The sequence below is a fragment of the Micromonospora sp. C95 genome (assembly GCF_018070465.1).
Taxonomy (GTDB): domain Bacteria; phylum Actinomycetota; class Actinomycetes; order Mycobacteriales; family Micromonosporaceae; genus Micromonospora.
Genome location: NZ_JAGPXT010000017.1, coordinates 11662 through 35323 on the forward strand (window position 1 = coordinate 11662; position 23662 = coordinate 35323).

General features: G+C 68.9%; 18 protein-coding genes. 10 read left to right on the plus strand and 8 right to left on the minus strand.

The genetic code is table 11. The features are described 5' to 3' along the window. Positions 1-88: 88 nt before the first annotated feature. Together KBX00_RS19190 and KBX00_RS19195 are read right to left on the minus strand one after the other, a co-directional pair. Positions 89-937, minus strand: a complete 849-nt coding sequence (locus tag KBX00_RS19190) for an IclR family transcriptional regulator C-terminal domain-containing protein (RefSeq protein WP_210828897.1) — start codon at positions 935-937, stop codon at positions 89-91. Between the two features lie 31 nt (positions 938-968). After that, positions 969-2426 (minus strand): amidohydrolase family protein, encoded by a 1458-nt coding sequence (locus KBX00_RS19195; RefSeq protein ID WP_210828901.1) that lies wholly within the window; start codon positions 2424-2426, stop codon positions 969-971. Between the two features lie 186 nt (positions 2427-2612). Between KBX00_RS19195 and KBX00_RS19200 the strand changes: the two genes are divergently transcribed. From KBX00_RS19200 to pdxY, 6 genes are all read left to right on the plus strand, one after another. After that, entirely contained in the window at positions 2613-3809 is a 1197-nt protein-coding gene (locus KBX00_RS19200) for a CaiB/BaiF CoA-transferase family protein (protein ID WP_301548238.1), read from the plus strand. After that, on the plus strand, positions 3806-4594 hold the full coding sequence (locus tag KBX00_RS19205; RefSeq protein WP_210828909.1) for a citryl-CoA lyase: 789 nt from the start codon (positions 3806-3808) through the stop codon (positions 4592-4594). The genes KBX00_RS19200 and KBX00_RS19205 overlap by 4 nt, the downstream gene beginning before the upstream one ends. A gap of 12 nt (positions 4595-4606) precedes the next feature. Further along, on the plus strand, positions 4607-5470 hold the full coding sequence (locus tag KBX00_RS19210) for an extradiol ring-cleavage dioxygenase (protein WP_210828910.1): 864 nt from the start codon (positions 4607-4609) through the stop codon (positions 5468-5470). After that, complete coding sequence (locus KBX00_RS19215) at positions 5467-5829, plus strand: hypothetical protein (protein WP_210828911.1); 363 nt, start codon at positions 5467-5469, stop codon at positions 5827-5829. Before KBX00_RS19210 ends, KBX00_RS19215 begins: the two co-directional genes overlap by 4 nt. Beyond that, positions 5829-6794: a zinc-binding alcohol dehydrogenase family protein gene (locus KBX00_RS19220; protein WP_301548239.1), complete on the plus strand. Its 966-nt coding sequence runs from the start codon at positions 5829-5831 to the stop codon at positions 6792-6794. Before KBX00_RS19215 ends, KBX00_RS19220 begins: the two co-directional genes overlap by 1 nt. A gap of 78 nt (positions 6795-6872) precedes the next feature. Beyond that, positions 6873-7724, plus strand: a complete 852-nt coding sequence (pdxY, locus tag KBX00_RS19225; RefSeq protein ID WP_210828912.1) for a pyridoxal kinase PdxY — start codon at positions 6873-6875, stop codon at positions 7722-7724. Between the two features lie 467 nt (positions 7725-8191). Here the strand turns inward: pdxY and KBX00_RS19230 are convergent, their stop codons facing one another. The 6 genes from KBX00_RS19230 to KBX00_RS19255 form a co-directional block, all read right to left on the minus strand. After that, positions 8192-9175: a sugar phosphate isomerase/epimerase gene (locus KBX00_RS19230; protein WP_210828913.1), complete on the minus strand. Its 984-nt coding sequence runs from the start codon at positions 9173-9175 to the stop codon at positions 8192-8194. Between the two features lie 19 nt (positions 9176-9194). Next, complete coding sequence (locus tag KBX00_RS19235; protein WP_301548240.1) at positions 9195-11306, minus strand: PQQ-dependent sugar dehydrogenase; 2112 nt, start codon at positions 11304-11306, stop codon at positions 9195-9197. Positions 11307-11700: 394 nt separating this feature from the next. Next, on the minus strand, positions 11701-12294 hold the full coding sequence (locus KBX00_RS19240) for a dihydrofolate reductase family protein (protein WP_210828915.1): 594 nt from the start codon (positions 12292-12294) through the stop codon (positions 11701-11703). 69 nt (positions 12295-12363) lie between these two features. Next, the gene (locus KBX00_RS19245; RefSeq protein ID WP_210828917.1) at positions 12364-12732 is read right to left on the minus strand and encodes an MmcQ/YjbR family DNA-binding protein; all 369 of its coding nucleotides are present in this window, start codon (positions 12730-12732) and stop codon (positions 12364-12366) included. Positions 12733-12794: 62 nt separating this feature from the next. Further along, positions 12795-14447: a DUF6119 family protein gene (locus tag KBX00_RS19250; protein ID WP_210828919.1), complete on the minus strand. Its 1653-nt coding sequence runs from the start codon at positions 14445-14447 to the stop codon at positions 12795-12797. Positions 14448-14553: 106 nt separating this feature from the next. Continuing rightward, positions 14554-15123 (minus strand): DUF4352 domain-containing protein, encoded by a 570-nt coding sequence (locus KBX00_RS19255; RefSeq protein ID WP_210828920.1) that lies wholly within the window; start codon positions 15121-15123, stop codon positions 14554-14556. Between the two features lie 99 nt (positions 15124-15222). Between KBX00_RS19255 and KBX00_RS19260 the strand changes: the two genes are divergently transcribed. The 4 genes from KBX00_RS19260 to KBX00_RS19275 all read left to right on the plus strand — a co-directional run bounded on the left by KBX00_RS19260 (position 15223) and on the right by KBX00_RS19275 (position 23564). After that, positions 15223-17145 (plus strand): N-6 DNA methylase, encoded by a 1923-nt coding sequence (locus tag KBX00_RS19260; protein WP_210828925.1) that lies wholly within the window; start codon positions 15223-15225, stop codon positions 17143-17145. 118 nt (positions 17146-17263) lie between these two features. Next, positions 17264-19225 (plus strand): class I SAM-dependent DNA methyltransferase, encoded by a 1962-nt coding sequence (locus tag KBX00_RS19265; RefSeq protein ID WP_307868904.1) that lies wholly within the window; start codon positions 17264-17266, stop codon positions 19223-19225. Beyond that, on the plus strand, positions 19222-20508 hold the full coding sequence (locus KBX00_RS19270) for a restriction endonuclease subunit S (RefSeq protein WP_210828929.1): 1287 nt from the start codon (positions 19222-19224) through the stop codon (positions 20506-20508). Before KBX00_RS19265 ends, KBX00_RS19270 begins: the two co-directional genes overlap by 4 nt. Then, positions 20505-23564: a type I restriction endonuclease gene (locus KBX00_RS19275; RefSeq protein WP_210828931.1), complete on the plus strand. Its 3060-nt coding sequence runs from the start codon at positions 20505-20507 to the stop codon at positions 23562-23564. Before KBX00_RS19270 ends, KBX00_RS19275 begins: the two co-directional genes overlap by 4 nt. Positions 23565-23662: the final 98 nt, after the last annotated feature.

Consider the following 23662-nt stretch of genomic DNA (forward strand, 5'->3'; position numbering starts at 1 on the left):
AGCTCGACAGTGCCGACACCCCACACACCCCAACCTGTCGCGGCGGATCCGGAAACATGACGCGGCGACCGGGACCGCCGACGGTCGGTCAGGTGCCGGCCTCGACCCGGGCGGCGGGAACGGGGGCGGCTTCGACGGTCGCGTCCTGGCGCACGTTGGGTACGGCGTCGAGCATCGCCCAGTCCCGGCTGATGTCGGCGGCGGTGCAGAGCAGGCGTGGCAGGTGCTCCTCGGTGAGGGTGCGTACCGACGTCTCGGCCGCGTGCACGGTGACGTTGACGGCGGCCACCACCCGGCCCCGGCCGTCGCGGACGCCGGTGGCGATCGACCGGATGCCGGGGGCGAGATCCTCGTCCGCGAGCGCCCAACCTCGGGCCCGCACCTCACGCAGCGACGCGTCGAGGGCGGCCCGGTCGGGTTGCCAGCGCGGTGTGATGCCGGACCGGCCGGGCAGAGCGAGGACCCGGTCGAGTTCGTCGTCGTTCAGGGCGGCGAGCAGCACCTTGCCCATCGAGGTCGCGGGGGCGGGGAAACGGGTGCCGATGGTCACCGCCAGCGTGATGATCTTCGGTACGGCGACCCGGGTCACGTAGACGATGTCGCTGCCGTCCAGCTGCGCCATCGACGTCGACTCGTTGGTCTGGGCGACGAGCCGTCGCATGTGCGGCCGAGCGATCTCCCACACGCCCAGCGCGCTGATGTACGTCATGCCGAGTTCGAGCACCCGTGGAGTGAGGGCGAAGCCACGGTCGGCGGCGCGTACGTAACCGAGATCCTCCAGGGTGAGCAGGATCCGGCGGACGGTCGGCCGGGCCAGCCCGGTCGCACCGGCGATCTCGCTGAGCATCATCACCGGTCGACCGGGCTGGAAGCAGCGCAGGACGTCGAGGCCACGAGCGAGGGCTTCGATGAAGTCGGGTCGGGCGTCGCGTGCCATCACTGCCTGCCTTCCGAGGGTCACGTACCGATCAATGCTTCCACTGCGCCGAGCCGGCGTCCCACTCGGTGTAGGTGTACGGGTTCTCCTGGATCTTCGTTTCCGGGATGTCGGGGTTCATGCCCTTGGCCCACGCCTCGGCGCCCATCTCGCCGACCAGATGGTCGATGGTCTGCTCGACGTGCCGGCGGGCCTTGGCCAGGTCGATCCCGAGAAGCTGGTGGTCGTGCTTGACCAGCCGCCCGTTGACCACGACGCTGTGCACGTCGCCACGCTGGGCCTGGAACGCGACGTGGCCGTACGGGTTGAGGATCGGGAACATCACCGGCGAGCGGTCGTTCTTGATCAGTACGAGGTCGGCCTTCTTGCCCGCTTCGACGCTGCCCACCACGTCGTCCAGGCCGAGGGCGCGGCTGCCGCCCCGGGTGGCCCAGTCGACGACCTGCTCGGCGCGCAGCCGGCAGTGGGTGATGGTGTCGGCGCGAGCGTGCGCCTCCAGATGCTCGCGCGAGCGGTCGGCGCCGAGCGTGGTCCGCATCGCGGAGAACAGGTCGCCGCTCCACCAGACGCTGGTGTCCATCGACAGCGACACCGGGATGTCGTGGTGGCACAGCGCCCAGGTGGGTGGGTAGCCCTGGCCCGCGCTCTGCTCGCTCTCCGTCGACACCGACACCGAGCCGCCGGTCGCCGCGATGCGGTGGTACGAGTCGTTGGTGAGGGTGGCGGCGTGCACGTACACCGTGGACGGGGTCATGAACCCGTTCTCGTGCATCAGCCGGATGCCGTCGTCGTTCGTCGCGCCCCACACCCCGGCGTGCGTGGTGACCGGCAGGTCCAGTTCCCGGGCCACCTCGAACGCGGCCCGCTCGGGGAAGGCCGGGTCACCGGTGACGTCGAAGGCCAGTTGCAGGCCGAGCATGTCGTCCCGACTGTGGAAGCGACGCTCGACGAAGTCGCGGAACTGCGGACTTGTCGACCACTCCCACGGTCCCTGCTGGATGTTGCCGTACGCGAGCACGAACCGGCCGGGCACCTCGCGCAGGGCGTCGACGGCGGCGTCGGCGTGGTCGGTGCTCTGCAGGCCGTGTGACCAGTCCACGGTGGTGGTGACACCGGCGTCGATGGCCTCGACGGCGGCCAGCAGGTTGCCGGCGTAGACGTCCTCCGGGCGGAACAGCTTGCCGGACTCCAGGTAGTACCAGACGAAGTACTGGGTCAGTGTCCAGTCGGCACCGTAGCCGCGCATCGCGGTCTGCCACATGTGCCGGTGCGTGTCGATCATCCCGGGCATGAGGATGCCACCGGACGCGTCGATCTCGATGGCGCCCTCGGGGGCGGTCAGCCCGACGCCGATGTCGGCGATCCGTTCGCCGACGACGAGGACATCGGTGCCGGGCAGGACGCGGTGCGTGTCGTCCATGGTCAGGACGAGGCCGTTGCGGAACAGCAGGGGACGGTCGGGACTCGGGCCTGATACGGGTGCGCTCATGGCGGTCAACTCCCAGCGGTGGTCGGGGCGGCCCACTTTGCGGACAGCTGTCCGTACTGCGGGCGGACCTGAGATGGGCGCAAGTGTGGGCGCCGTTTCCGGCAGGTGTCAACGGTTGACAGGGTGCATTGCCGCTCCAATACTCGGCAGTCACGGACACATGTCCGTCTAGCGGTCGGGAGTGGGATGACGATGGCACCGGAGCACGGACACGAACCGGATCCGACGCCGGGCGGTGGTCCACTGCGGGGCCTGCTCGTCGCCGACTTCTCCCGGATCCTGGCCGGGCCGTACGCCACCATGCTGCTGGCCGACATGGGCGCCGAGGTGGTCAAGGTGGAGAGCCCTGGCGGCGACGACACCCGGACCTGGATGCCGCCGGTACGCGACGGCGTCTCCACGTACTACCTGGGAATCAACCGCAACAAGCGCTCCATCGCCCTGGACCTGCGCGACCCCGACGACCTGACGGTGGCCCGCGACCTCGCCGGCCGGGCCGACGTGCTGATCGAGAACTTCAAGCCCGGCGGACTGCGCCGCTTCGGGCTCGACTACGACACGGTCGCTGCCGCCAACCCCCGGATCGTCTACGCCTCGATCAGCGGCTTCGGCACCGGCCCCGGTGCCGCCCTGCCCGGCTACGACCTGATGGTGCAGGCAATCTCCGGACTGATGAGCCTCACCGGCGACCCGGACGGCTCACCGTACCGGGCCGGCATCTCCGTGTTCGACGTGATGACCGGCATGCACGCCACCATCGGCATCCTCGCCGCCCTGCACCACCGGGGCGCCGACGGGCAGGGCCAGCACGTCGAGGTCAACCTGCTCTCCTCGGCGCTGTCCGGGCTGGTCAACCACTCCAGCGCCTACGTCGCCGGGGGCACCGTGCCCTACCGGATGGGCAACGCCCACCCGAGCCTGTTCCCGTACGAGCCGCTACCCACCGCCGACGGCGAACTGGTGGTCATCGCCGGCAACGACGGCCAGTTCGCCAAGCTCTGCGAGGTGCTCGGCGTACCGGAACTGGTCGACGACCCGCGCTTCGGGCGCAACCAGGACCGCACCGCCAACCGAGAGGAACTGCGGCCACTGCTGCTGGAACGGCTGCGTACCCGGGGCAAGGACGAGTGGTTCCGAGAGCTGATCGCCGCGGGCGTACCGTGCGCCCCGATCAACACCATCGACGGCGGGGTGGCGCTCGCCGACGAACTCGACCTCGACCCGGTCGTCGAGGTCGGCGCGGGCGACCGGGCGGTGCCCAGCGTCCGGCACCCGATCACCTTCTCCGCCACCCCGGCCCGCTACGACCTGCCACCGCCCGGCCTCGACGAGCACGGCACCGAGATCCGCAGGTGGCTCACCGAGAGGCAGGACCAACCGTGACCAGCTTCCCGACGTCCATCGGCACCTCCGACGCGAGCAGCATCCGGCTGCTCGGTCAGGATCTCGCCGCCGACCTGATGGGCCGCGTCGGCTTCGGTGAACTCGCCTTCTGGCTGGTCGCGCAGCGCCGCCCCACCCCGTCGGAGGTACGCGTCTTCGAGGCGGTGCTCGTCGCGCTCGCCGACCACGGGTTCACCCCGACCGCCATCGCCGCCCGGCTGACCTACCTCAGCGCCCCCGAGTCACTTCAGGGCGCCCTCGCCGCCGGACTGCTCGGCGGCGGCTCCCGGTTCCTCGGCGTCACCGAGGACTGTGGCCGGTTCCTCGCCGACACGCTCGCCACCGTCGACGGTCCGGTGCCCGCCGACGATGCCGGCTTCGACGACCTGGCCCGCGACGCCGTCACCGCCGCCCGGGCCGCCCGGCGGCTGGTCCCGGGACTCGGCCACCCCGTGCACAAGACCGAGGATCCGCGTACGCCGGTGCTGATCCGCATCGCCGAGGAGGAGCAGCTGCGCGGGCCGCACCTGCGGCTGTTCGAGGCGATCGGCCGGGTACACCCGGAGGTGCTCGGCCGGACTCTGCCGCTCAACGGTGCCGGGGTCTGTGGCGCGGCCCTGGCCGACCTGGGCCTGCCGGTCGACCTGCTGCGCGGCTTCGCGTTGCTGGCCCGCGCCGCCGGCCTGCTCGGGCACCTCGCCGAGGAACGCCGCACCCCGATCGGCATGGACGTCTACCTGACCGTCGACCGCAACGCCGCCTACACCACCCCCGACCCGTCCTGAGAGGAGCCGTCCATGGCCACACTGGCCGCGGTCATCGCCTCCACCCACCACCCCTTCTACTATCGGGCCAGCACCGCCCAGGGCGAGGACCGGCCACCCTTCGCCGACGAATGGGTACGCAAGATCACCGCGTTCCGGGAGACGCTGACCCGGGCCCGGCCGGACGTGCTGGTGATGGTCGGCTCGGACCACTTCCACCAGCTGTGGCTGGACAACATGCCGCAGTTCCTCATCGGCAAGGCGCCGTTCTACGACGCCAACTGGTACAACGAGGAACGCGAGTTCGGCCTGCCCCGGATGGTGCTGCGCGGCCAGGAGGACCTGTCGGCGTACCTGCTGCGTGAGGGCCTCGACGCCGGCTTCGACCTGGCGTACAGCAACGAGCTGCGCATCGACCACAGCATCACCTGCCCGATCATCACCCTGCGGCCCGAGGCCGACCTGCCGATCGTGCCGGTCTACACGAACATCTTCGCCCCGCCGCTGCCGCAGCCGAAACGCTTCGTGCAGCTCGGCAAGACCATCCGAGAACTTGTCGAATCCTGGCCCGGCGACCAGCGGGTCGCGGTGATCGGCACCGGGCACCTGTCGCTGGAGTTGGGCGGGCCACGGCAGTTCGGCCCGCACGGGCCCGACCCGGAGTTCGATCGCCGGGCCGTGGAGTGGATCGCCAGCGGAGACCTGGAGGGCTGCCTGTCCGAGGTGACGCTGGACAGCCTGCACGCTCCCGGCAACGCCACCCACGGCTTCATGGACTTCATGCTGATGATGGGCGTGGCCGGTGAGGGTGCGAAGGCCGACTACGTCGACACGCTCGACCTGTTCCACACCATGGAGGCGTACTTCACCTGGTACCCGAATGGAGCGTCGGCATGAGCAGGTACCTGCTGAACAAGTTCCTCTACACCGTCGACCGCGACCCCGACCTGGTCGAGCGCTACCGGGACGACCCGCGCGGCACCGTCACCTGGTGGGAGGCCGAACGCGCCAACCAGATCCTCAACTGTCACATCCCCGAGGCCAGCACCTGGCTGCGGTTCGACGAGGTCGAGCGGGAGGCCCTGACCACCCACGACTATGTCAAGCTGTTCGAGCTGGGTGCCCACCCGTTCCTCACCCTCACGCTGTTCATCGCCATGTTCGAACGCGACCACCCCGAACCGTTGGGCTTCCAGAAGGAGTACGCCCGCCGGCTGGCGCACTTCTCGCTGCCGTACCCGGACATCGCCACCTGATGGACGCCGCCGTCGTCACCGCCTGCGGTCGCCCGCCCGTCGTCGAACGTCGCGAACCACCACGACCCGGCGACGGACAGGTACGGGTCCGGGTGGCCGCCGCCCCGATCACCCCGCTGGACGTCCTCTGCGCCACCGGCACCTCGTACTTCGGCACCCCGGCCACCCCGTACGTGCCCGGGGTGCAGGGCGTCGGCCACCTCGACGACGGCACGCCCGTGTGGTTCGCCACGCCGGCCGGAATGCGGCCCGGTGACGGCAGCATGGCCGGCTACTGCGTCGTGCCGGACGCCGACGTGGTCGCCCTGCCCGACGGCGTCGACACCATCCTGGCGGCCCTCGGGCTCTCCGCGGTCGCCGCGCTGATGGCGCTGACCTGGCGCGGCGAGCTGAGCCCGGGGGAGCAGGTGGTGATCCTCGGCGCCGGCGGCGTCGTCGGTCAGGCCGCGGTGCAACTGGCCCGGCTGCACGGCGCCCGGCGGGTCGTCGCGGCGGCCCGGTCGGCAGCCGCCCGGGAACGGGCCCGACTGCTGGGCGCCGACGCCGTGGTGACCCTCACCGACACCGACGACGTGGACACCCTCGCCGGCTGGCTTGTCGACGCCTGCGACGGGCCGGCCGACGTCGTGCTCGACCCGCTGTTCGGGGTACCCGCCGCAGCCGCGCTGCGCACCCTCGCCCCGCGCGGCAGGCTGGTCAACCTCGGCAGCTCGGCCGGCGAACAGGCACCCTTCGACTCCGCGACGCTGCGCAGCCGCTCGCTGCGCATCCTCGGCTACACCAATAACGAACTGGCCCCGGCGCGGCGGGCGCAGGCGATCCGGGAGATCGCCGGCCACGTCGCCGCCGGTCGACTCGCCGCGACCCACGAGACCGTGCCACTTGCCGAGGTCGCCGACGCGTGGACCCGGCAGGCCGACGGTCGGGCAGCCGGCCGGATCGTACTGACCATGCCGAGGCGCTGAGCCGCCACCAGCCCGGCCTGCTCGGCTGGGTAGCGGGGCCCGGCCCCATCGCGGGCCGCCGGCCGCCATGATGAGACGGTGAAGATCCTGTCCATCCAGTCCTCGGTCGCCTACGGTCACGTCGGCAACTCGGCGGCGGTGTTCCCGTTGCAGCGGCTCGGCCACGAGGTCTGGCCGGTGCTGACCGTGCACTTCTCCAACCACACCGGCTACGGCGCGTGGCGGGGCCCGCTGCTGGCCCCCGCCGACGTCGCCGAGGTGATCGCCGGCATAGCCGACCGTGGGGTGCTCGGCGATGCCGACGCGGTGCTCTCCGGCTACCAGGGAGATCCGGCGATGGGTGCGGTGATCCTCGACGCGGTGACCCTGGTGAAGACCGCCAACCCCGACGCCCGCTACTGCTGCGACCCGGTGATGGGTGACGTCGGCCGGGGGATGTTCGTCCGTCCGGGCATCCCGGAGTACCTGCGCGACGTGGTGGTGCCCCGCGCAGACATCGTCACCCCGAACCAGTTCGAGCTGGAGTTCCTCGCCGGCCGCCCGACGAACACGGTCGACGACCTGCTGGCCGCCGTCGACGCGGTACGCGCCACCGGGCCCCGGCACGTCCTGGTTACAAGCGTGCTGCACGGCGACCTGCCGGCCGGCTCGCTGGAGGTGGTGGCCGTCTCGGATGCCGGCGCCTGGGCGGTGACCACCCCGCTGCTGCCGATCACCCCCAACGGTGGCGGCGACGTCACCGCCGCCCTGTACCTGGCGCACCTCTCCACGACGGGGTCGCCGGCCACCGCGCTGGAACGCACCACCGCCTCGATCTTCGCGGTGCTGGAGGCGACCCTGGCGACCGGCACCCGGGAACTCCAACTGGTCGCCGCCCAGGACGCGATCGCCGACCCGCCGCCGAGGTTCCCCGCCCGCCGGCTGCGTTGACGGGGCCTGGAAGGCGGGTCCGCACCGGCCGACCGGCGGCACTCAGGTGAGCCGCTGCTCTGCGACGATCTCCACCTCCCGACCTCTCACACTCAGTGACATCCCGACCGCGACCTCTCCCTACCCCTACGTCCTTTGCTCTGCTTCAACCCACGCATTGATTACGCTCAGCAACCTATGTGTCGGGCGGTGTCCCCGGACAACCCCAGCTCATGTCGGTTGTGCGTGGGGTGAAGCAGAGCAAAGCGTGGATGAGGGCAAGGTGGTGGGAGGCGCTACACGCACGCAGTGTGACCGTCGCTTACGGTTGTGCTGCTGCCGTCGGCTCCCGCTCAGCGTCGGTGATCTTCACCGCCGCGGACTTCGACTGAGCGAGCAGGCCCACCGACGTGCGGGCCTCCGCATCGCCGGGGTGCCGGGCCGATCGTGGTCGACCCGGCCCCCCGGCGGCTACCGGGGAACGATCGTCAGTACCGCAGGTTGCGCAGGTAGCGGTAGCCGATCTCGGCGGTGAGCTGGGGCGTCACGTCGGGAGTGTCGTTCTCCACGATGTACTCCAGCACCTGGTGCTTCCGGAAGATCCGCCCAAAATCGATCATCCCGGTGCCGAGGTCGGCCATGTCGCCGTCGGCGGCGTGCCGGTCCTTGACGTGGTACTGGAGCACCCGCTGCGGCGCGGCACGGATGACGTCCAGGGTGAAGCCCTCGGGGTCGGTCACACCGTCGCCGGACTCGATGCCGCCGGTGACCGCCCAGTAGATGTCGATCTCCAGGTGGACGAGCCGGGGATCCAGTTCCTCGGTCAGCACGTCCCACGGGGTGCGACCGCCGCCGAGGTCGATGGTGAACTCGTGGGCGTGGTTGTGGTAGCCGTACCGCAGACCGGCCCGGGCCGCCGCGACGGCCTCGACGTTCATCTGCTCCGCCCACCGCTTCCAGTCGTCGGCGTTCTCCGAGTAGAGGTACGGCACCACCATGAACTTCTGACCCAGCGTGACCGCGTTGCGGATCTTCTCCTGTAGCGCGGCGGGCGTTTCGCTGATCCCGTCGTGGCTGGACGTGGCCTTGATGCAGATGCTGTCCAGGAAGCGACGCAGTTGGGCGGCGTTGCGGCCGAAGTAGCCCAGCGCCAGTTCCACCTTCGGGTAGCCGACCCGGGCGAGGTGGCGCAGCGTGGCGTCGTACCCCGGTTCGCCGTTCAGCGCATCCCGGACCGTCCACAGCTGGATACTGATCAGCCCCGGCGGCACCCGCCGCCGACCACCATGCCCGTGCCCGGGACCGTGTCCGTGCCCGGGGCCGTGCTTGGGTCCGGCGGAGGCGGCAGTCGCGCCCATCCCCGCCGTGGCGAGGCCGACGCCGGCCATCGCGGCCACCGAGCCGCGTAGCAGGCCCCGCCGGTCGAGGACGGAACGCCGCAGCGCGGCCATCCCGTCGTAGCCGTAACACATGATGACTCCTCTCGTGGATCTACACGCCGGGTACGAGCACGACCTGGTCGGTCCCGGTCAGCGGCGGCAGTCCGTCGTCACCGGGGTCGGTGTAGTTGGCGACGAACACGGCGGACAGGTTGTCGGTCGCCGGGTCGTGCCCGGACGGGATGGTGGTGAGGATCGAGCCGGTGCAGCCGTTGGCGGTGGTCTGCGGGTGCCCGTGGTCGTCGTGGCCGAGGATGTAGGTCACGCTGACCCGGGCGCAGTCCACCGGCTGGTCGTCGGTGACCTGTACCTCGTACTGGATGGTGTCGCCGAAGGCGAAGGGTTGGCCCTCGACCGGCGCGACCAGCTCGACCACCGGCACGGCGTTGCCGACCACCACCCGCACCGACGCCGACGCCGACCGTCCCTTCCGGTCGGTCACCTTCAGCGTCGCCTCGTAGCTGCCGTTCTCGCGGTAGGTGAAGGTGGGGTTCGCCGACCGCGAGTCGACCCGGTCGTCGTCGTCCAGGTACCACTCGTACCGCAGCCGGTCGCCGTCCGGGTCGGTGGTGCCCTCGCTGGAGAACTCCACGGTCAGCGGTGCCAGGCCAGCGGTCTGGCTGGCCGAGACCGCCGGGATCGGACTGTGGTTGCCGTCCCAACCGATGTGGTCGATCCGGGACAGCTGCGCCTCCGGGTTCTCGCTGAAGAAGCCGTCGCCGTATTCCAGGGCGTAGAGCGCGCCGTCGGGGCCGAACTCCAGGTCCATCGGGTTGTCGAAGACGACCGAGGGCAGCACCGGCTCGATTCCGCTCAACTCGCCGCGCCGGTCCAGCTGGAACGCCTTCACATAGTCGCGGCTCCACTCGTAGAACAGCGGCTTGCCGTCGTAGTACGCCGGCCACGCCACCGGGTTGCGGCCCCGGGCGGTGGAGCGATCGAAGCGGTACGCGGGCCCGGCCATCGGCCCGATGCCGCCGGTCTCCAACTCTGGGAACTCGGGCGACAGGTCGTAGCTGTACCAAGCGTCCGGCTGCTGCGTGGCGGGCAGCTTCCGCAGCCCGGTGTTGTTCGGCGACTCGTTGACCGGCTCCGAGCAGTCGAACTCGGCACCGGACTCCTCGGTGGCGAAGTCGTAGTCCCGGTACGGCAGCTGCGGGGTGGCGCAGTAGGGCCAGCCGTAGTTGCCGGCCTTGCGGGCCACGAACCACTTGCCGTGCCCGGCCGGTCCGCGCAGCGGATCGGGCTCACCGGCATCGGGTGAGTAGTCGGCGACGTACAGGTCGTCGGTCTTGCGGTCCAGTTCGATCCGGAAGGGGTTACGCAGACCCATCAGGTAGATCTCGGGGCGGGTGCCCCGGGTGCCGGGCTTGAACAGGTTTCCCTTGGGGATGGTGTATCTGCCGTTGGCGCCGACCTTGATCCGCAGGATCTTGCCGCGCAGGTCGTTGGTGTTGGCGCTGGTGCGCTGCGCGTCGTACGCGGGATTGCGGCCGGGCCGCTCGTCGATCGGGGCGTACCCGCCGGACTCGAACGGATTCGTGTCGTCCCCGGTGGACAGGTACAGGTTGCCCTTCGCGTCGAAGACGATGTCCCCACCGACGTGGCAACAGATGCCCCGATCCACCGGCACGTCGATGATCCGCTGCTCGGTACGCAGGTCCAAGGTGTCCTTGACCAGCCGGAACCGGGACAGTCGGATGACGCCCTTGAACGGCGCGAGCTCCTCCTCGGTGCCCCAGACGGGCGCGTCGCCCTCGTTGACGTCCGGGGTGGCCGGGTCGTCGACCGGGGTGTCCATCGGCGGCGAGTAGTACAGGTAGATCCAGTTGTTGCCGCGTCGGCCGAAGCCCGGGTCGATGGCGACGTTCTGCAGGCCCTCCTCGTCGTGCTGGTAGACGTCGAGGGTGGCCGCGATCGTGTTGCGCCCGGTGTCGGGGTTGTGCAGCCACACCTGGCCGGCGCGGGTCACGTGCAGCACCCGACCGTCGGGCAGCACCGCGAGGTCCATCGGCTCGCCCGGACGGTCGTTGAGGGTGACCTTCTGGAAGGCCGAGTCGGGCGGGGGAGTGGTGGTGCCGGGCGCGGCCATCGAGCTGGCGGGCGGGGCGACGAGTGTGATGGTCGTCAGGCCGGCCACGGCGAGCGCGAGTCGTCTCTTCAACTGCCTCTCCTTGGGTGTGAGGACGGGTCGGGCAGGTCGGGACGTACGGGTGCTGGGCTTCTCCTCCGGGTGTCGGGCAGCACCGGATGGCCCGTGGTGCCGCCGGTGGGCGGCGCGGGCGCAAGTAACTGAGGATTGGGGTAGGTGTCCGAGGGGCCGCCGGAGGTCACGATCGAGGCGCTGGCCCCTGCGGCGATTCACCCCGTCGTAACATCCGGGCTGAAGTTAACAAAAGCCATGTCGATATGTCCATGGCTTCTGCCAGGTTTAATCGAACTTTCGGCCCTGGTGCCGAAAGGATCGTCCACACACGAAAAATCGCCCTCCGGTCTCGCGGGCGGATCCTCGGGGCCGGAAGGCGGTGCAGGTCGGACCGGCGGCTCAGCGCGGTCCGTCAGGCGACCGGGCCGGCGCTCCGGACCGCGTACCGGTGCATCGTCACGCCCTGCGCGAACGACGCCTGCTCGATAAGGTCCAGCTCGACCGGGGCGTCGTGGGCGTCGAACAGCGGCCGGCCGCCGCCGAGCACGACCGGGTGCGTGAAGAGCAGAAGCTCGTCGAGCAGCCCCGCCCGCAGCAGGCTGGTAGCCAGGGTGGCGCCGCCGACCCCGATGTCACCGTCGGACTGCGCCCGCAGGCGCGCTAGTTGCTCGATCGCGTCGTCCCCGCCGATGACCCGGGTGTTGTGCCCGGCGCTGTCGCGGGTGCGCGAGACCAGCACCTTGGGCATCGAGGTCCAGATCTCGCCGTACTCACGCATGAAGTCCGGCAGCGAGTCGTCGTCACGGGCGCCGGGCCAGAACGCCTCCATCGTCTCGTAGATCGTGCGGCCCTCGATCATCAGCGACATCGCCCGCGCCCGCCTGTTGAACTCCCGATGCAAGGACTCGCCGATGCGCATCCAGTCGCCGCCGCCCTGCTCACCCGGGGCGCGCTCGATCCGCAGATCGACCGACACGTTCATCCAGTACACGAACCGACCCGACACGCTGTCTCCCATGGGGTAGTGAACTGCAACTGCTTCCGGCTCGACGCCAGGTTGTGTCGGAGCGTGGCTTCATCGAGGCTCGTCGAGCCGGGCGAGCAAGGTCCGGGACGCCACCGACCGGTAGCCGTCCTCGATGACCTCGGCCAGCTCGGCCTCGCCGATCCTGGTGTCGAGACGTACGCCGACCCAGCCGCGATGCCCCACGTAGGGCGGGCGGAAGTACGTCCGCGGGTTCTCCGCGATCAGTTCCACGGCGGTGCCCGGCGGCGCGGCACACCACAGGTGGGCGAAGTCGTTCTGATGATGGCCGTCCGGCCAGACCATGACGAACGACTTCTTGCCCCGGACGAACCAGGTCGGGGTGCCGTGACTCAGTCGCTCGCTGACCTCGGGAAGACGCAGGCAGGCCCGCCGGACGATCGCCACCATGTCGGTCATCGGCCCAAGCTACGACACCGGTCCGACAGGACGTGGCAACCGCCGTGAACAAACCTGCCGCATCAGTTTGGTGGGATGGCGATGACCTCGACGTCGACGCCTTCGTTTCGCAGCGTCTTCATCGCCTGGTAGAGCGCCACTTGGGCGAAAGTGAACAGTGAGTCGACGGTGACCTGCCGGCTGCCGCCGAGCGCGATGGCGTAGACGACCTTGCTGGGGCGGAAGTCCTGGCCGAGGTCCCGTCCGTTCGGTTGCTGCCGCACCACGTCGAGGAATCTGGCGCGTGCGTCCGCCTGGTAGCGCAGCGCCTCGTAGGAGACGATGCCCTGGGCGAAGAGGTGGCTGAGCGGGGAACTGCCCTTCGCCCGCTTGACGTGGATCAATTCGCCACCGGGGCCGAGTAGGTCGCACGCCTCGATGCCGCGGGAATGTTGTGCGGTACGCAGCAGCTTCTTGTCCAGAAGAACCAGGCCGGGGTCGCTACCTGCCGCCGCCCGGTTGTAGGAGTCCTCGTCCGCAAGCTCGACCGTCCAGGGTGGCAGCGTGATGGCAGACGGCCGAGCCAGGATCTCGACGATCTCACGCCGCAGGAAGTCGCGGTGCTGCTCGCCGATCTCGTACCAGTTGCCCTCGTGGAGCAGCAGCTGACTGGTGCCGACGGCCACCTCCGCAGTGATCCAACGGTAGAGCCGGCCTGACTGCATCTCCTCGTTGCCGCTGGCGTCGGTGTAGAGGGTGAGAGTGCCGTTCCGCAGCCCGTCCCACCGGTCACCGTCGAGCGCTACGTTGGTGTGGGCGAGGATCGCCGGCAATTCCAGCTCACCGGTCAGGGTCGCGCGCCGCCCCGACTTTGGCACCTGGATCCGGTACGACCCGACGTGCTCGATGTCGCCGACCAGCTCACCGGGCACGGCCAGGCCGAGACCAGGTGGGTCGGTGAGGGCCAACCGCTCGTCGACGATGTCGCGCAGTCGCGGCACACGCGGGTCGGACGGCGGTACCGGGCGGATCTGCGTGATGAACTCCAGGTCGGCGGGCGGCGCTTCCTCCTGGCAGACCCGCTCGATCTCCCGCAGGTCTGCCAGGAGCCCACCAGGCTCGACGCAGAGATGGATGTGCAGGGCATCGCCCCCGTTGATCCGGGTCGGCTTTTCGCTCTGCCGGCAGACGGAGAGCCGCATATTCTCCGTACGGCCGCCCACCTGGCCGACGATCTCGCCCCACTTGTCGATGCCGTACTTCCAGATGGGCTGGCCGGCGGGAACGAAGCTACGGTCGACTCGGCCGCTGGCGCCGACCATCCGGCGGCGTACCTGCCGGATGTCACTCGGCATCAGTGCACGGACGGCGAACGACACCCCGAAGGTCCGGTCGATCGCCTCCTGGTCGACCATGTGGCGGCCCAGGGTTCCGTACGCCAGGGCGTAGGCGCGCTCGTCGACCACCAGGAGCAGTGCACCACCGCCGCTGCTGTAACCGAGGTCCACATCCTCGCCGGTGAGCCCGGCGAGGATGTCGCACCACTCGGCGCGGGGGCGGGGAACGCTGCCGTGCACCAGCAGGGCCGGCGCGTCGGCCACGTATCTCGGCACCGGCTCGAAGCCGTTGTCGTTGAGGTAGCGGAGGTTGAGTGCCTCCCGTAAACCGTCAGGCGCGGGGGAGACCCGGAGGCGGTAGACGGTGGTGGGGTGGGTACCGGGTGTGGCCCGCGGCACCGGGCTGTCGAAGAGCGTCGGCTGATGCGGATCGGGCCGGCGACGATCCTTGCGGTTGGTGGCGGTCGAGGGCAGGATTCGGTCGCCCGCCCTCGACGCGCAGGGCTCAGCCGAGGGCGACCTCGACGCCGCCGGAGAACGGCGAGTCGTGCAGTTCGAGCTTGGTGAGCTTCACCTTCTTGGGGATGTCGAAGACGACGACGCCGGTGACCTGGTTACCGGGGTTGATGTCGTTGAGGAACGTCTCGGCGTTCTCGTTGGCGTAGAGGCCGGCCGTGCCGTCGGCGGAGTACTCGGTGCCGTCGGCCGCGTACGCCTTCTGGCTGCTGCCGTCGAACAGCTGCGCCTCCTTGCCGATGTTCTTGACCTTGACGGTGATCAGGCAGAACTGGCCCTGGGCGGTCGCGCCGAGCAGGTCGCTGCCGACCTTGCGTACGCCGCACTTGCGGGACTTGACGGTGAACTCGAACTTGCCGTCGCGCGCCGGGTCGCCGATCTTCGCCGTCGCCTTGTCATCGCCCTTGTCCTCGCCCTTGCCGGCGTTCTCGCTGTCCGAGTTGCCAGCGTCATCCGCGTTCGCCGCGCTGCCGGCGTCGTCCACGGCTCCGGCGCCGCAGCCCAGTCCGATGAGGGCGGTGGCGAGCAGAGCGATGGTCGTGGTCGTGGTCTTGCGCATGGTGGTCCCTCCCGTTGCTTCGTGGCGGCGTCAATGACAACATCATCTGTGAATCGTGTCAACGGACATGATGCTTGACGGGTGTGAAACACTCCGAACGTGCAGGTGAACCCGACCATCACGGCGGCGGAGATCGCCCGGCTGGCCGGGGTCGGCCGTGCCGCGGTCAGCAACTGGCGCAAACGGCACGCCGACTTCCCGGCCCCCGTCGGTGGGACGGCGGGCAGCCCGGAGTTCGACCTGATCCAGGTCGAACAGTGGCTACGTGCGCAGGGCAAGCTGGCCGAGACGACCGCCGCCGACCGGCTCTGGCGGCGGCTCGTCCCGGCCGGCGAATCCCCGGCCGCCGGCCTCGCCGCCGTCGGTGCCCGCCTGCTCGACCGGCAACGCGGCAAGCGACCTCGCCGCCCGGCGGATGCGCGCCTGGCGGCGCTGACCCCCGACATCGACGCCCTGGCCGACGACCTCGGGCCGCAACGCGCCTTCGACGAGCTGTGGCAACGGTTCAGCGCGCCCGGTCCCGGGCGCCCCTTCGCCACCCCGGACGACCTCGCGGACCTGATGGTCGCCCTGGCCGACGTCGGCGGCGGCTCCGTTCTCGACCCGGCGGCCGGCACCGGCGCCGTGTTGCGCGCCGCCGTCCGAGCCGGCTGCACCAGCGCGTACGGGCAGGAACTCGACGACGACCTGGCCCGGCTCGCCGCACTGTGGCTGGCGCTGCGCGAGGTGCCCGGCGAACTGGACACCGGCGACTCGTTGCGCGCCGACGCATTCGCCGGCCACACCTTCGACGCCGTGGTCTGCCACCCGCCGTTCGGCGCCACCAACTGGGGCGACCAGGAACTCGGCCACGATCCCCGGTGGATCGTCGGCACCACCCCACGAACCGAACCGGAACTGGCCTGGGTGCAGCACGCCCTGGCGCACCTGCGGGCCGGTGGGCACACCGTACTGCTGATGCCGCCGACCGTGGCCAGCCGCCGCGCCGGCCGGCGCATCCGTGCCGAGCTGCTGCGTCGCGGCGCCCTGCGGGCCGTCATCGCGCTCCCGGTCGGAGCGGCCGCGCCGCACGGCGTACCGCTGCACCTGTGGGTGTTGCGGCGACCCGCCACGGACGCGCCACCACCGGCGCGGACGCTGCTCGTCGACGCGGCCGGCGGTGAACTGGCCGGGACCGGCCCACGCATCCTCGCCGCCTGGCGGGCGTTCCGCACCGACGCGGAGATCGAGCAGGCCGGCTTCGCCCACGCGGTGCCGGTGGTCGAGCTGCTGGACGAGGCGGTCGACCTCACCCCCGCGCGCCGGCAACCCGCCGTCGCGGTCGGGGCCACCGGAGAGCAGGTGGTACGCACCAGAGCGCGACTCGCCGCCCTCGTCGGTGACCTGCCGGCGCTGCTGCCACAGGTCACGCCGATCCCGGCCGAGCCGGAGGCGGAGTTCCTGACCGTGGCGGAGCTGGCCCGCTCCGGTGCGGTGCAACTGCTCGGCCCGATCCGGGCCACGTCCACCGAGGCCGGACCGGTCGACGACGGCGTGCCGGCCGCCGGGAGTCCGCCCGTGCTGACCGTGCCGGACGTGCTCGCCGGCTCCGCCCCGTCCGGTGCCGACGACGGGCGACTCGGCCAGGAGATACCTCTCGACGTCGGGGACGTGGTGGTGCCGATGGTCGCCCGGCAGCTCACCGCCCGGGTCGTGACAAACCCCGGTGCCCGGCTGGGGCGCAACCTCTACCTGCTGCGACCCAACCGGGCGGCGCTTGACCCGTGGTTCCTCGCCGGGCAGCTGCGCACCTCGGCGAACGAGAAGCAGGCGTCGAGTCTCTCCGGCACGCTGCGCTTCGACATCCGGCGGGCCCAGGTGCGCCGGCTGCCACTTGACGAGCAACGGGCCACCGGCGAGGCGTTCCGCCGGCTCGACGCCTTCGAGTCGGCGCTCCGGCAGGCGACGTCGCTTGGCGCGGAACTGGTCCAGCTCACCGCCGACGGCCTGGCCCGGGGTGTGGTGCGATCCGACGGAGTATGAATCGTCGGTCAGCGACGCTGCGCTGACGTTCGGTTGATGGTCCCCGCCGAGCGGAGGACCACAACAAACCAGGACAACGGCCATACTGCTTCACTCAAAGGCGATCGAAGGGAAACTGGTGAGCACCAAGCACCACGAACTCGCGAACTTCATCTGGTCGGTGGCTGACCTGCTGCGTGGCGACTACAAGCAGTCGGAGTACGGGCGGGTGATCCTGCCGTTGACGGTGTTGCGGCGGTTGGACTGTGTGTTGGAGCCGACGAAGGACGCGGTGCTCGCCAGGCATGCCCAGCTCAAGCAGCTCGGTGTGCAGAACATGGATCCGGTGCTCCGCAAGACAGCCGGGTTGTCGTTCTACAACACCAGTGAGATGTCGTTCCGCAGGCTGCTGGGGGATCAGGATCATGTGGCGTTGAACCTGCGCGCCTACATCGGTGGCTTCTCCCCGGGCGCGGTGGACGTGCTGGACAAGTACGGCTTCGACCCGCAGATCGCCCGGCTGACCGAGGCGGGCCTGCTGTATCAGGTAGTTGCGAAGTTCGCCGACATCGACCTGCACCCGGACGTGGTGTCCAACCACCAGATGGGTTACGTCTTCGAGGAGTTGATCCGGCGGTTCTCCGAGATCAGCAACGAGACCGCCGGTGAGCACTTCACCCCGCGTGAGGTCATCAAGCTGATGGTGAACCTGCTGCTCGCCCCGGACGAGGACGACCTGGTGACGCCGGGGATCGTGCGTAAGGTCTACGACCCGGCGTGCGGCACCGGCGGCATGCTCACCGAGGCCCAGGACCACATCCAGGCCAACAACCCGCACGCCACCGTGGAGGTGTACGGGCAGGAGCTGAACGGTGAGACGTACGCGATCTGCCGCTCGGACATGATGCTCAAGGGCGGTGACCCGACGAAGATCGCGTTCGGGAACTCGTTCAGCCAGGACGGCCACGACGGTGAACGCTTCGACTACATGCTCGCCAACCCGCCGTTCGGGGTGGAGTGGAAGAAGGTCGAAAAGGTCATTAAGGCCGAGCACGCCCGTGGCCACGCCGGCCGCTTCGGCGCGGGCCTGCCGAGGATCAACGACGGCTCGCTGCTGTTCCTCCAGCACATGATTTCAAAAATGAAACGCCCCGAGGACGGCGGCAGCCGACTGGCGATCGTGTTCAACGGCTCGCCGCTGTTCACCGGCGCGGCCGGCTCGGGCGAGTCGGAGATCCGCCGCTGGATCCTGGAGAACGACCTGCTCGAAGGCATCGTGGCCCTGCCGGATCAGCTGTTCTACAACACGGGCATCTCCACGTACTTCTGGATCCTCACCAACCGCAAGGCCCCGGCCCGCCGCCGCAAGGTGGTGCTGCTCGACGGCCGCGACTACTGGACCAAGATGCGCAAGAGCCTCGGCGACAAGCGCAAGATGCTCACCGACGAACACATCACCGAGCTGACCCGCGCCTACGTCGAAGCGCTGACCATCGCCGACGACCCCGACCACCCGCAGCACGCCAAGGTCAAGGTCTTCGCCACCACCGACTTCGGCTACCAACGCATCACCGTCGAGCGCCCTCTCCGCCTCCGCTTCGAAGTCACCGACGAGACGGTCGCCCTGCTCGCCGAGGCACGCGCCGTCGTCAAGTACGCCGACCGTGAGTCGCTGCTCGCGTCCGCCAAGACCCTCATCGGTACGGAGTCCACGAGCCGTGCCGACTTCGCGATGAAGCTGAGCGGCCTGGGCAAGCTGCCGGCCCCGGTGGAGAAGGCGGTCTGGGAGGCGTTCTCGGTCAGCGACCCGGAAGGCGAGATCCAAACCGACCGCAAGGGCAACCCGCTGCCCGACACCGACCTCCGCGACAACGAGAACGTCCCCCTGAACGAGGACATCCACGAATACCTCAAACGAGAAGTCCTACCCCACGTCCCCGACGCCTGGCTAGACGAGCCGAAGACCAAGATCGGGTACGAAATCCCCTTCACCCGCCACTTCTACGTCTACAGGCCGCCGAGACCGTTGGTGGAGATCGACGCTCAAATCGCGGCAGTGGAGACGGAGATTCAAGAGCTATTCGGCGGGATGGTGAGATGAAACCGCTACCGGCTGCTGGACTTAGATGGCTAGAAAGTCACTCCAACCGTTGGCCTGTTGTTCCGCTGCGTTTTATTGCGAGAATGGGAACCGGCCATACTCCGGATCGTAGTAAGCCTAATTTCTGGGAAGGCTGCACCATTCCTTGGGTTACTACGCCGGATGTAACAAGTCGGCCCCAGTCCGTTAAGCCTCTGATGGACACCCAGCAAAAGATCAGTGCTGTTGGTCTGGCCAACAGTGCTGCGGTTCTGCATCCTGCTGGCACGGTAATGCTGAGTCGTACGGCATCGGTCGGGTTTTCCATCCTAATCGGTCGACCAATGGCAACCACGCAGGCATTCGTGACATGGACACCTGGTCCTCTCCTGGATTCTAGGTATCTCCTCCTCGTGCTGATGGCAATGAATCAAGAGTGGGATCGGTTGGCTTATGGATCTACGCACAAGACCATTTACTTGCCTGACCTGGAGTCGTTGAGAGTCCCATTGCCGCCGCTAGAGGAGCAGCGGCGGATCGCCGACTTCCTCGACACTGAGACTCGCTTGCTCGACCTTGTTGCTGCATCCAAGGGATCCCTTCATGGTCTTCTCCGAGAGCGCCTTAATGCAGTGCGGAATCTGGGCCTGGATGCACTTCGCGAAGCGCACGGTGAGGTCCCACTACGGCGGATGATTCGAGGCATCGAACAGGGCAGCAGTCCCTTGTGCGATTCCCAGCCTGCCGACGCGGGCGAGTGGGGTGTCCTCAAGTTGAGTAGTGTCAAACGAGGACAGTTTTACCCGCACGAAAACAAAAGATTAACCAGCGGCGCCGCGCTGGCGAGGTATGAGGTTCGTGAGGGTGATCTCCTGGTGACGCGGGCGAATACCCCAGACTTAGTTGGCGATGTTGCGGTTGCCCGCGGGGACGTCGCAAAGAGGCTCCTTCCCGACTTGGTCTATCGGCTGCGACTCTCAGAGGTTGTCCAACCTGATTTCGTGGCAGAGGTGCTACTCGGTGGGCGCGTTCGGGGTCTTATTGAGGCGACCGCTCGTGGCTCCTCGCAGTCAATGGTAAAGTTGCGAGGGGAGGATATTAGGAGTTGGCCAATTCCAAAGGCGGGAATCGGTGCCCAGAGCGAGTTCGTCCGGCGTATGCGCCTGGAATCGGAACGGGTGCAGGCGCTTGCAGAAGCGATCGGGCGTCAACAGCAAGTAATTGCTGAGCGACGGCAAGCGCTTATCACCGCTGCGGTGACCGGACAGATTGACGTAACGACGGCGCGGGGGGTGGGCGTGTGAGTCAGGCCCATCAGGAGCGGTCATTCGAGACGGTGATCGAGGGTGCATTGCTCGGTTCGGGGTGGCTGCGCGGGGCGACCACCAACTACGACCGGCAGTTGGGGCTCGATAGTGCCGAGTTGTTCGCGTTCATCGGGGCGACCCAGCCCGACGAGTGGGCGAGGCTGCTGGCTTACCACGGCAACAACCCGGACGAGGCGCAGCGGCAGTTCGCGCAGTACCTCGCTCGGCAGATCGACGAGCGTGGGCCGCTTGACGTGCTCCGGCGCGGCGTTCGGGACAAGGGTGTGCTGATTCGCCTCGCGTACTTCAAGCCGGCGCATGCAATCACCGATGAGGCGATCAGGCTGTACCGCGCCAACCGGCTCACCGTCACCCGCCAGCTCGCCTACTCGACCAGCTACAACAAGACCCTCGACTTGGTGCTGTTCGTCAACGGGATCCCGCTCGCCACGGCTGAGCTGAAGAACCCGCTGACCGGGACGACCGTCGAGGACGCCAAGGAGCAGTACCGCAGGACGCGGGACCCGAAGGAACTGCTCTTCGCTCGGCGTACGCTCGTGCATTTTGCGGTTGATCCTGACCTGGTTTTCGTCACCACGAAGCTGGCGGGGGAGAAGACCCGGTTTCTGCCGTTCAACACCGGGTCGGCGGGGCCGGGAGTCTCCGGTGGGGCCGGGAACCCGCCCGCTGGGGCCTCCGGCTACCGCAGCTCGTACCTGTGGGAGCAGGTCTGGCACCCGGACACCTGGATGGATCTGGTGCGCCGGTTCCTGCACTACGACAAGGAATCCGGGGCGCTGATCTTCCCGCGCTACCACCAGTGGCACGCGGTGACCAACCTGGCTGATCATGCCGCCCGGCACGGTTCGGGGCAGAACTACCTGGTCATGCACTCGGCCGGGTCCGGCAAGTCGAACACCATCGCCTGGCTGGCGCACCGGCTCTCCAGCCTGCACACCGCGCCCGCCCTCGACGACGATGCCCGCGCGAAGGGGCTGCGCCCCAACGAGCCCGTCTTCGACAAGGTCATCATCATCACCGATCGGGTGGTGCTGGACCGGCAGCTTCAGGACACGGTGTTCCAGTTCGAGCATGTGCCCGGCGTGGTGCAGCGGATCGACAAGGACTCGGCGCAGCTCGCCGCCGCCCTCCAGGGCGAGACGGCGAAGGTCGTCATCACCACGATGCAGAAGTTTCCCTACATCCTCAACCAGGTGCAGGGGCTGCGGGGCAAGCGGTTCGCGGTCATCGTCGACGAGGCGCACTCGTCGCAGTCCGGGGACTCGGCTGCCGCGTTGAAGAAGGTGCTGCTCAGGCTCGGCAGCGACGACGTGGACGAATCGGGCGACCTGCTCACCGCCTCGGCCCTCGCCCGGGGGCGGCACGAAACGCTGTCGTACTTCGCGTTCACCGCCACCCCGAAACCGAAGACCCTCGAACTCTTCGGCACCCCGCACCCGGTCACCGGCACCGCGCAGCCGTTCCACACGTACTCGATGCGGCAGGCCATCGAGGAGGGCTTCATCCTCGACGTGCTGCGCCAGTACCTGACCTACAAGGCGTACTGGAAGCTCGCCAACGCCAACCCCGACGACCCGGAGGTCGACCCGAAGAAGGCCGGCGCGCAGCTCGCCCGCTTCGCCAGCCTGCACCCGACGATGCAGGCGCAGAAGGCCGAGATCATCGTCGAGCACTTCCGCAGGCACACCGCGCCGCGTCTCGGCGGGCGCGCCAAGGCCATGGTGGTCACCGCGTCCCGCGAGGGCGCCGTCCGGCTGCACACCGCAATCCGCAGGTACGCCGACATGCAGGGCTACGTCGGCTGTGAGTCGCTTGTCGCGTTCTCCGGTGAGCTGGAGGTCGACGGGGTCCAGCACACCGAGGCGCGGTCCAACGGGTTCAGCGAGGGCGAGCTGCCGGAACGTTTCGCCTACACCGCCGCCGACGACAGGCACGCCGGCACGCCGAAGGCGAAACAGCCGGTGGAATATCGGATCCTGGTCGTCGCCGAGAAGTACCAGACGGGCTTCGACCAGCCACTGCTCACCACCATGTACGTCGACAAGCTGCTCAAGAAGGTCGCCGCCGTGCAGACCCTGTCCCGGCTCAACCGCACCCACCCGCTCAAGACCCAGGGCGACGTGTTCGTACTCGACTTCGTCAACGAGGCCGGCGACATCGCCGCCGAGTTCAAGCCGTACTTCGAGACCGCCGCCACCACCCCCACCGACCCGAACCTGCTCTACACCGCCCAGCACGCCGTCACCGCGTACCCCATCCTGGTCGACTCCGAGATGCAGGCGTACGCCGAAGCGCTGCTCGCCGCCGAGGCCAAGGCGACCACCGACACCGGCCTCGCGCGGGCGCACGCCACGTTGTACCGCTTCACCGAACCGGCCGTCGACCGCTACAAAGCCCTGGCCGCCGACGACCCCGAGGCCGCCGAGACCTTCCGCTCCGCCCTGCGCGACTACCTCCGCATGTACGCGTTTCTCAGCCAGGTCGTGCCGTACCACGACGAGGAACTGGAGCGGCTCTACCTGTACGGGCGGGCGCTGCTCAACCGGCTGCCCCGCCGACAGGACCCGTCCGTCGACATCGGCGAGGTGCAGCTGACCCACCTGCGGGTCAGCAAGACCGGCGAACACGACGCGTCGCTCACCCCGGAAGGCGAGCAGATGTTGCCGGGCTTCGTGGGCGGCGGCACCGGCCGCCAGCACGACCTGGAGAAGGTCGTCCTGTCGGAGCTGATCGACGAGTTCAACGACCGGTTCGGCATCGGGCTGGGTGAGGCCGACAAGGTCTGGGTCGAGCAGCAGATCAACGCCCTGGCGGAGGACGGCACCCTCGAAGCCGCCGCGATGGTCAACGACGAGAGCAACTTCGGTGTGGTCTGCGACCGGCGGATCGAGGACGTGATCCTGTCCCGCCACGACGACAACGGCAAGCTCATGCAGCGCTACCTCGACGACGAGGGCCTGCGCGCACAGCTCAACCAGTTCGCCCGCCGGCAGGCGTACCAGATGATCCGCCGCCGCAAGGGCATCGCCTAACTGGACACTCCTGAGAGGAGGACGATTGTCCCCGTCCAGAGCGTCGATCAGGCACGAGTGGGGAAAGCCAGCGGAATCTGCTGCTTGACAGAGGGAGC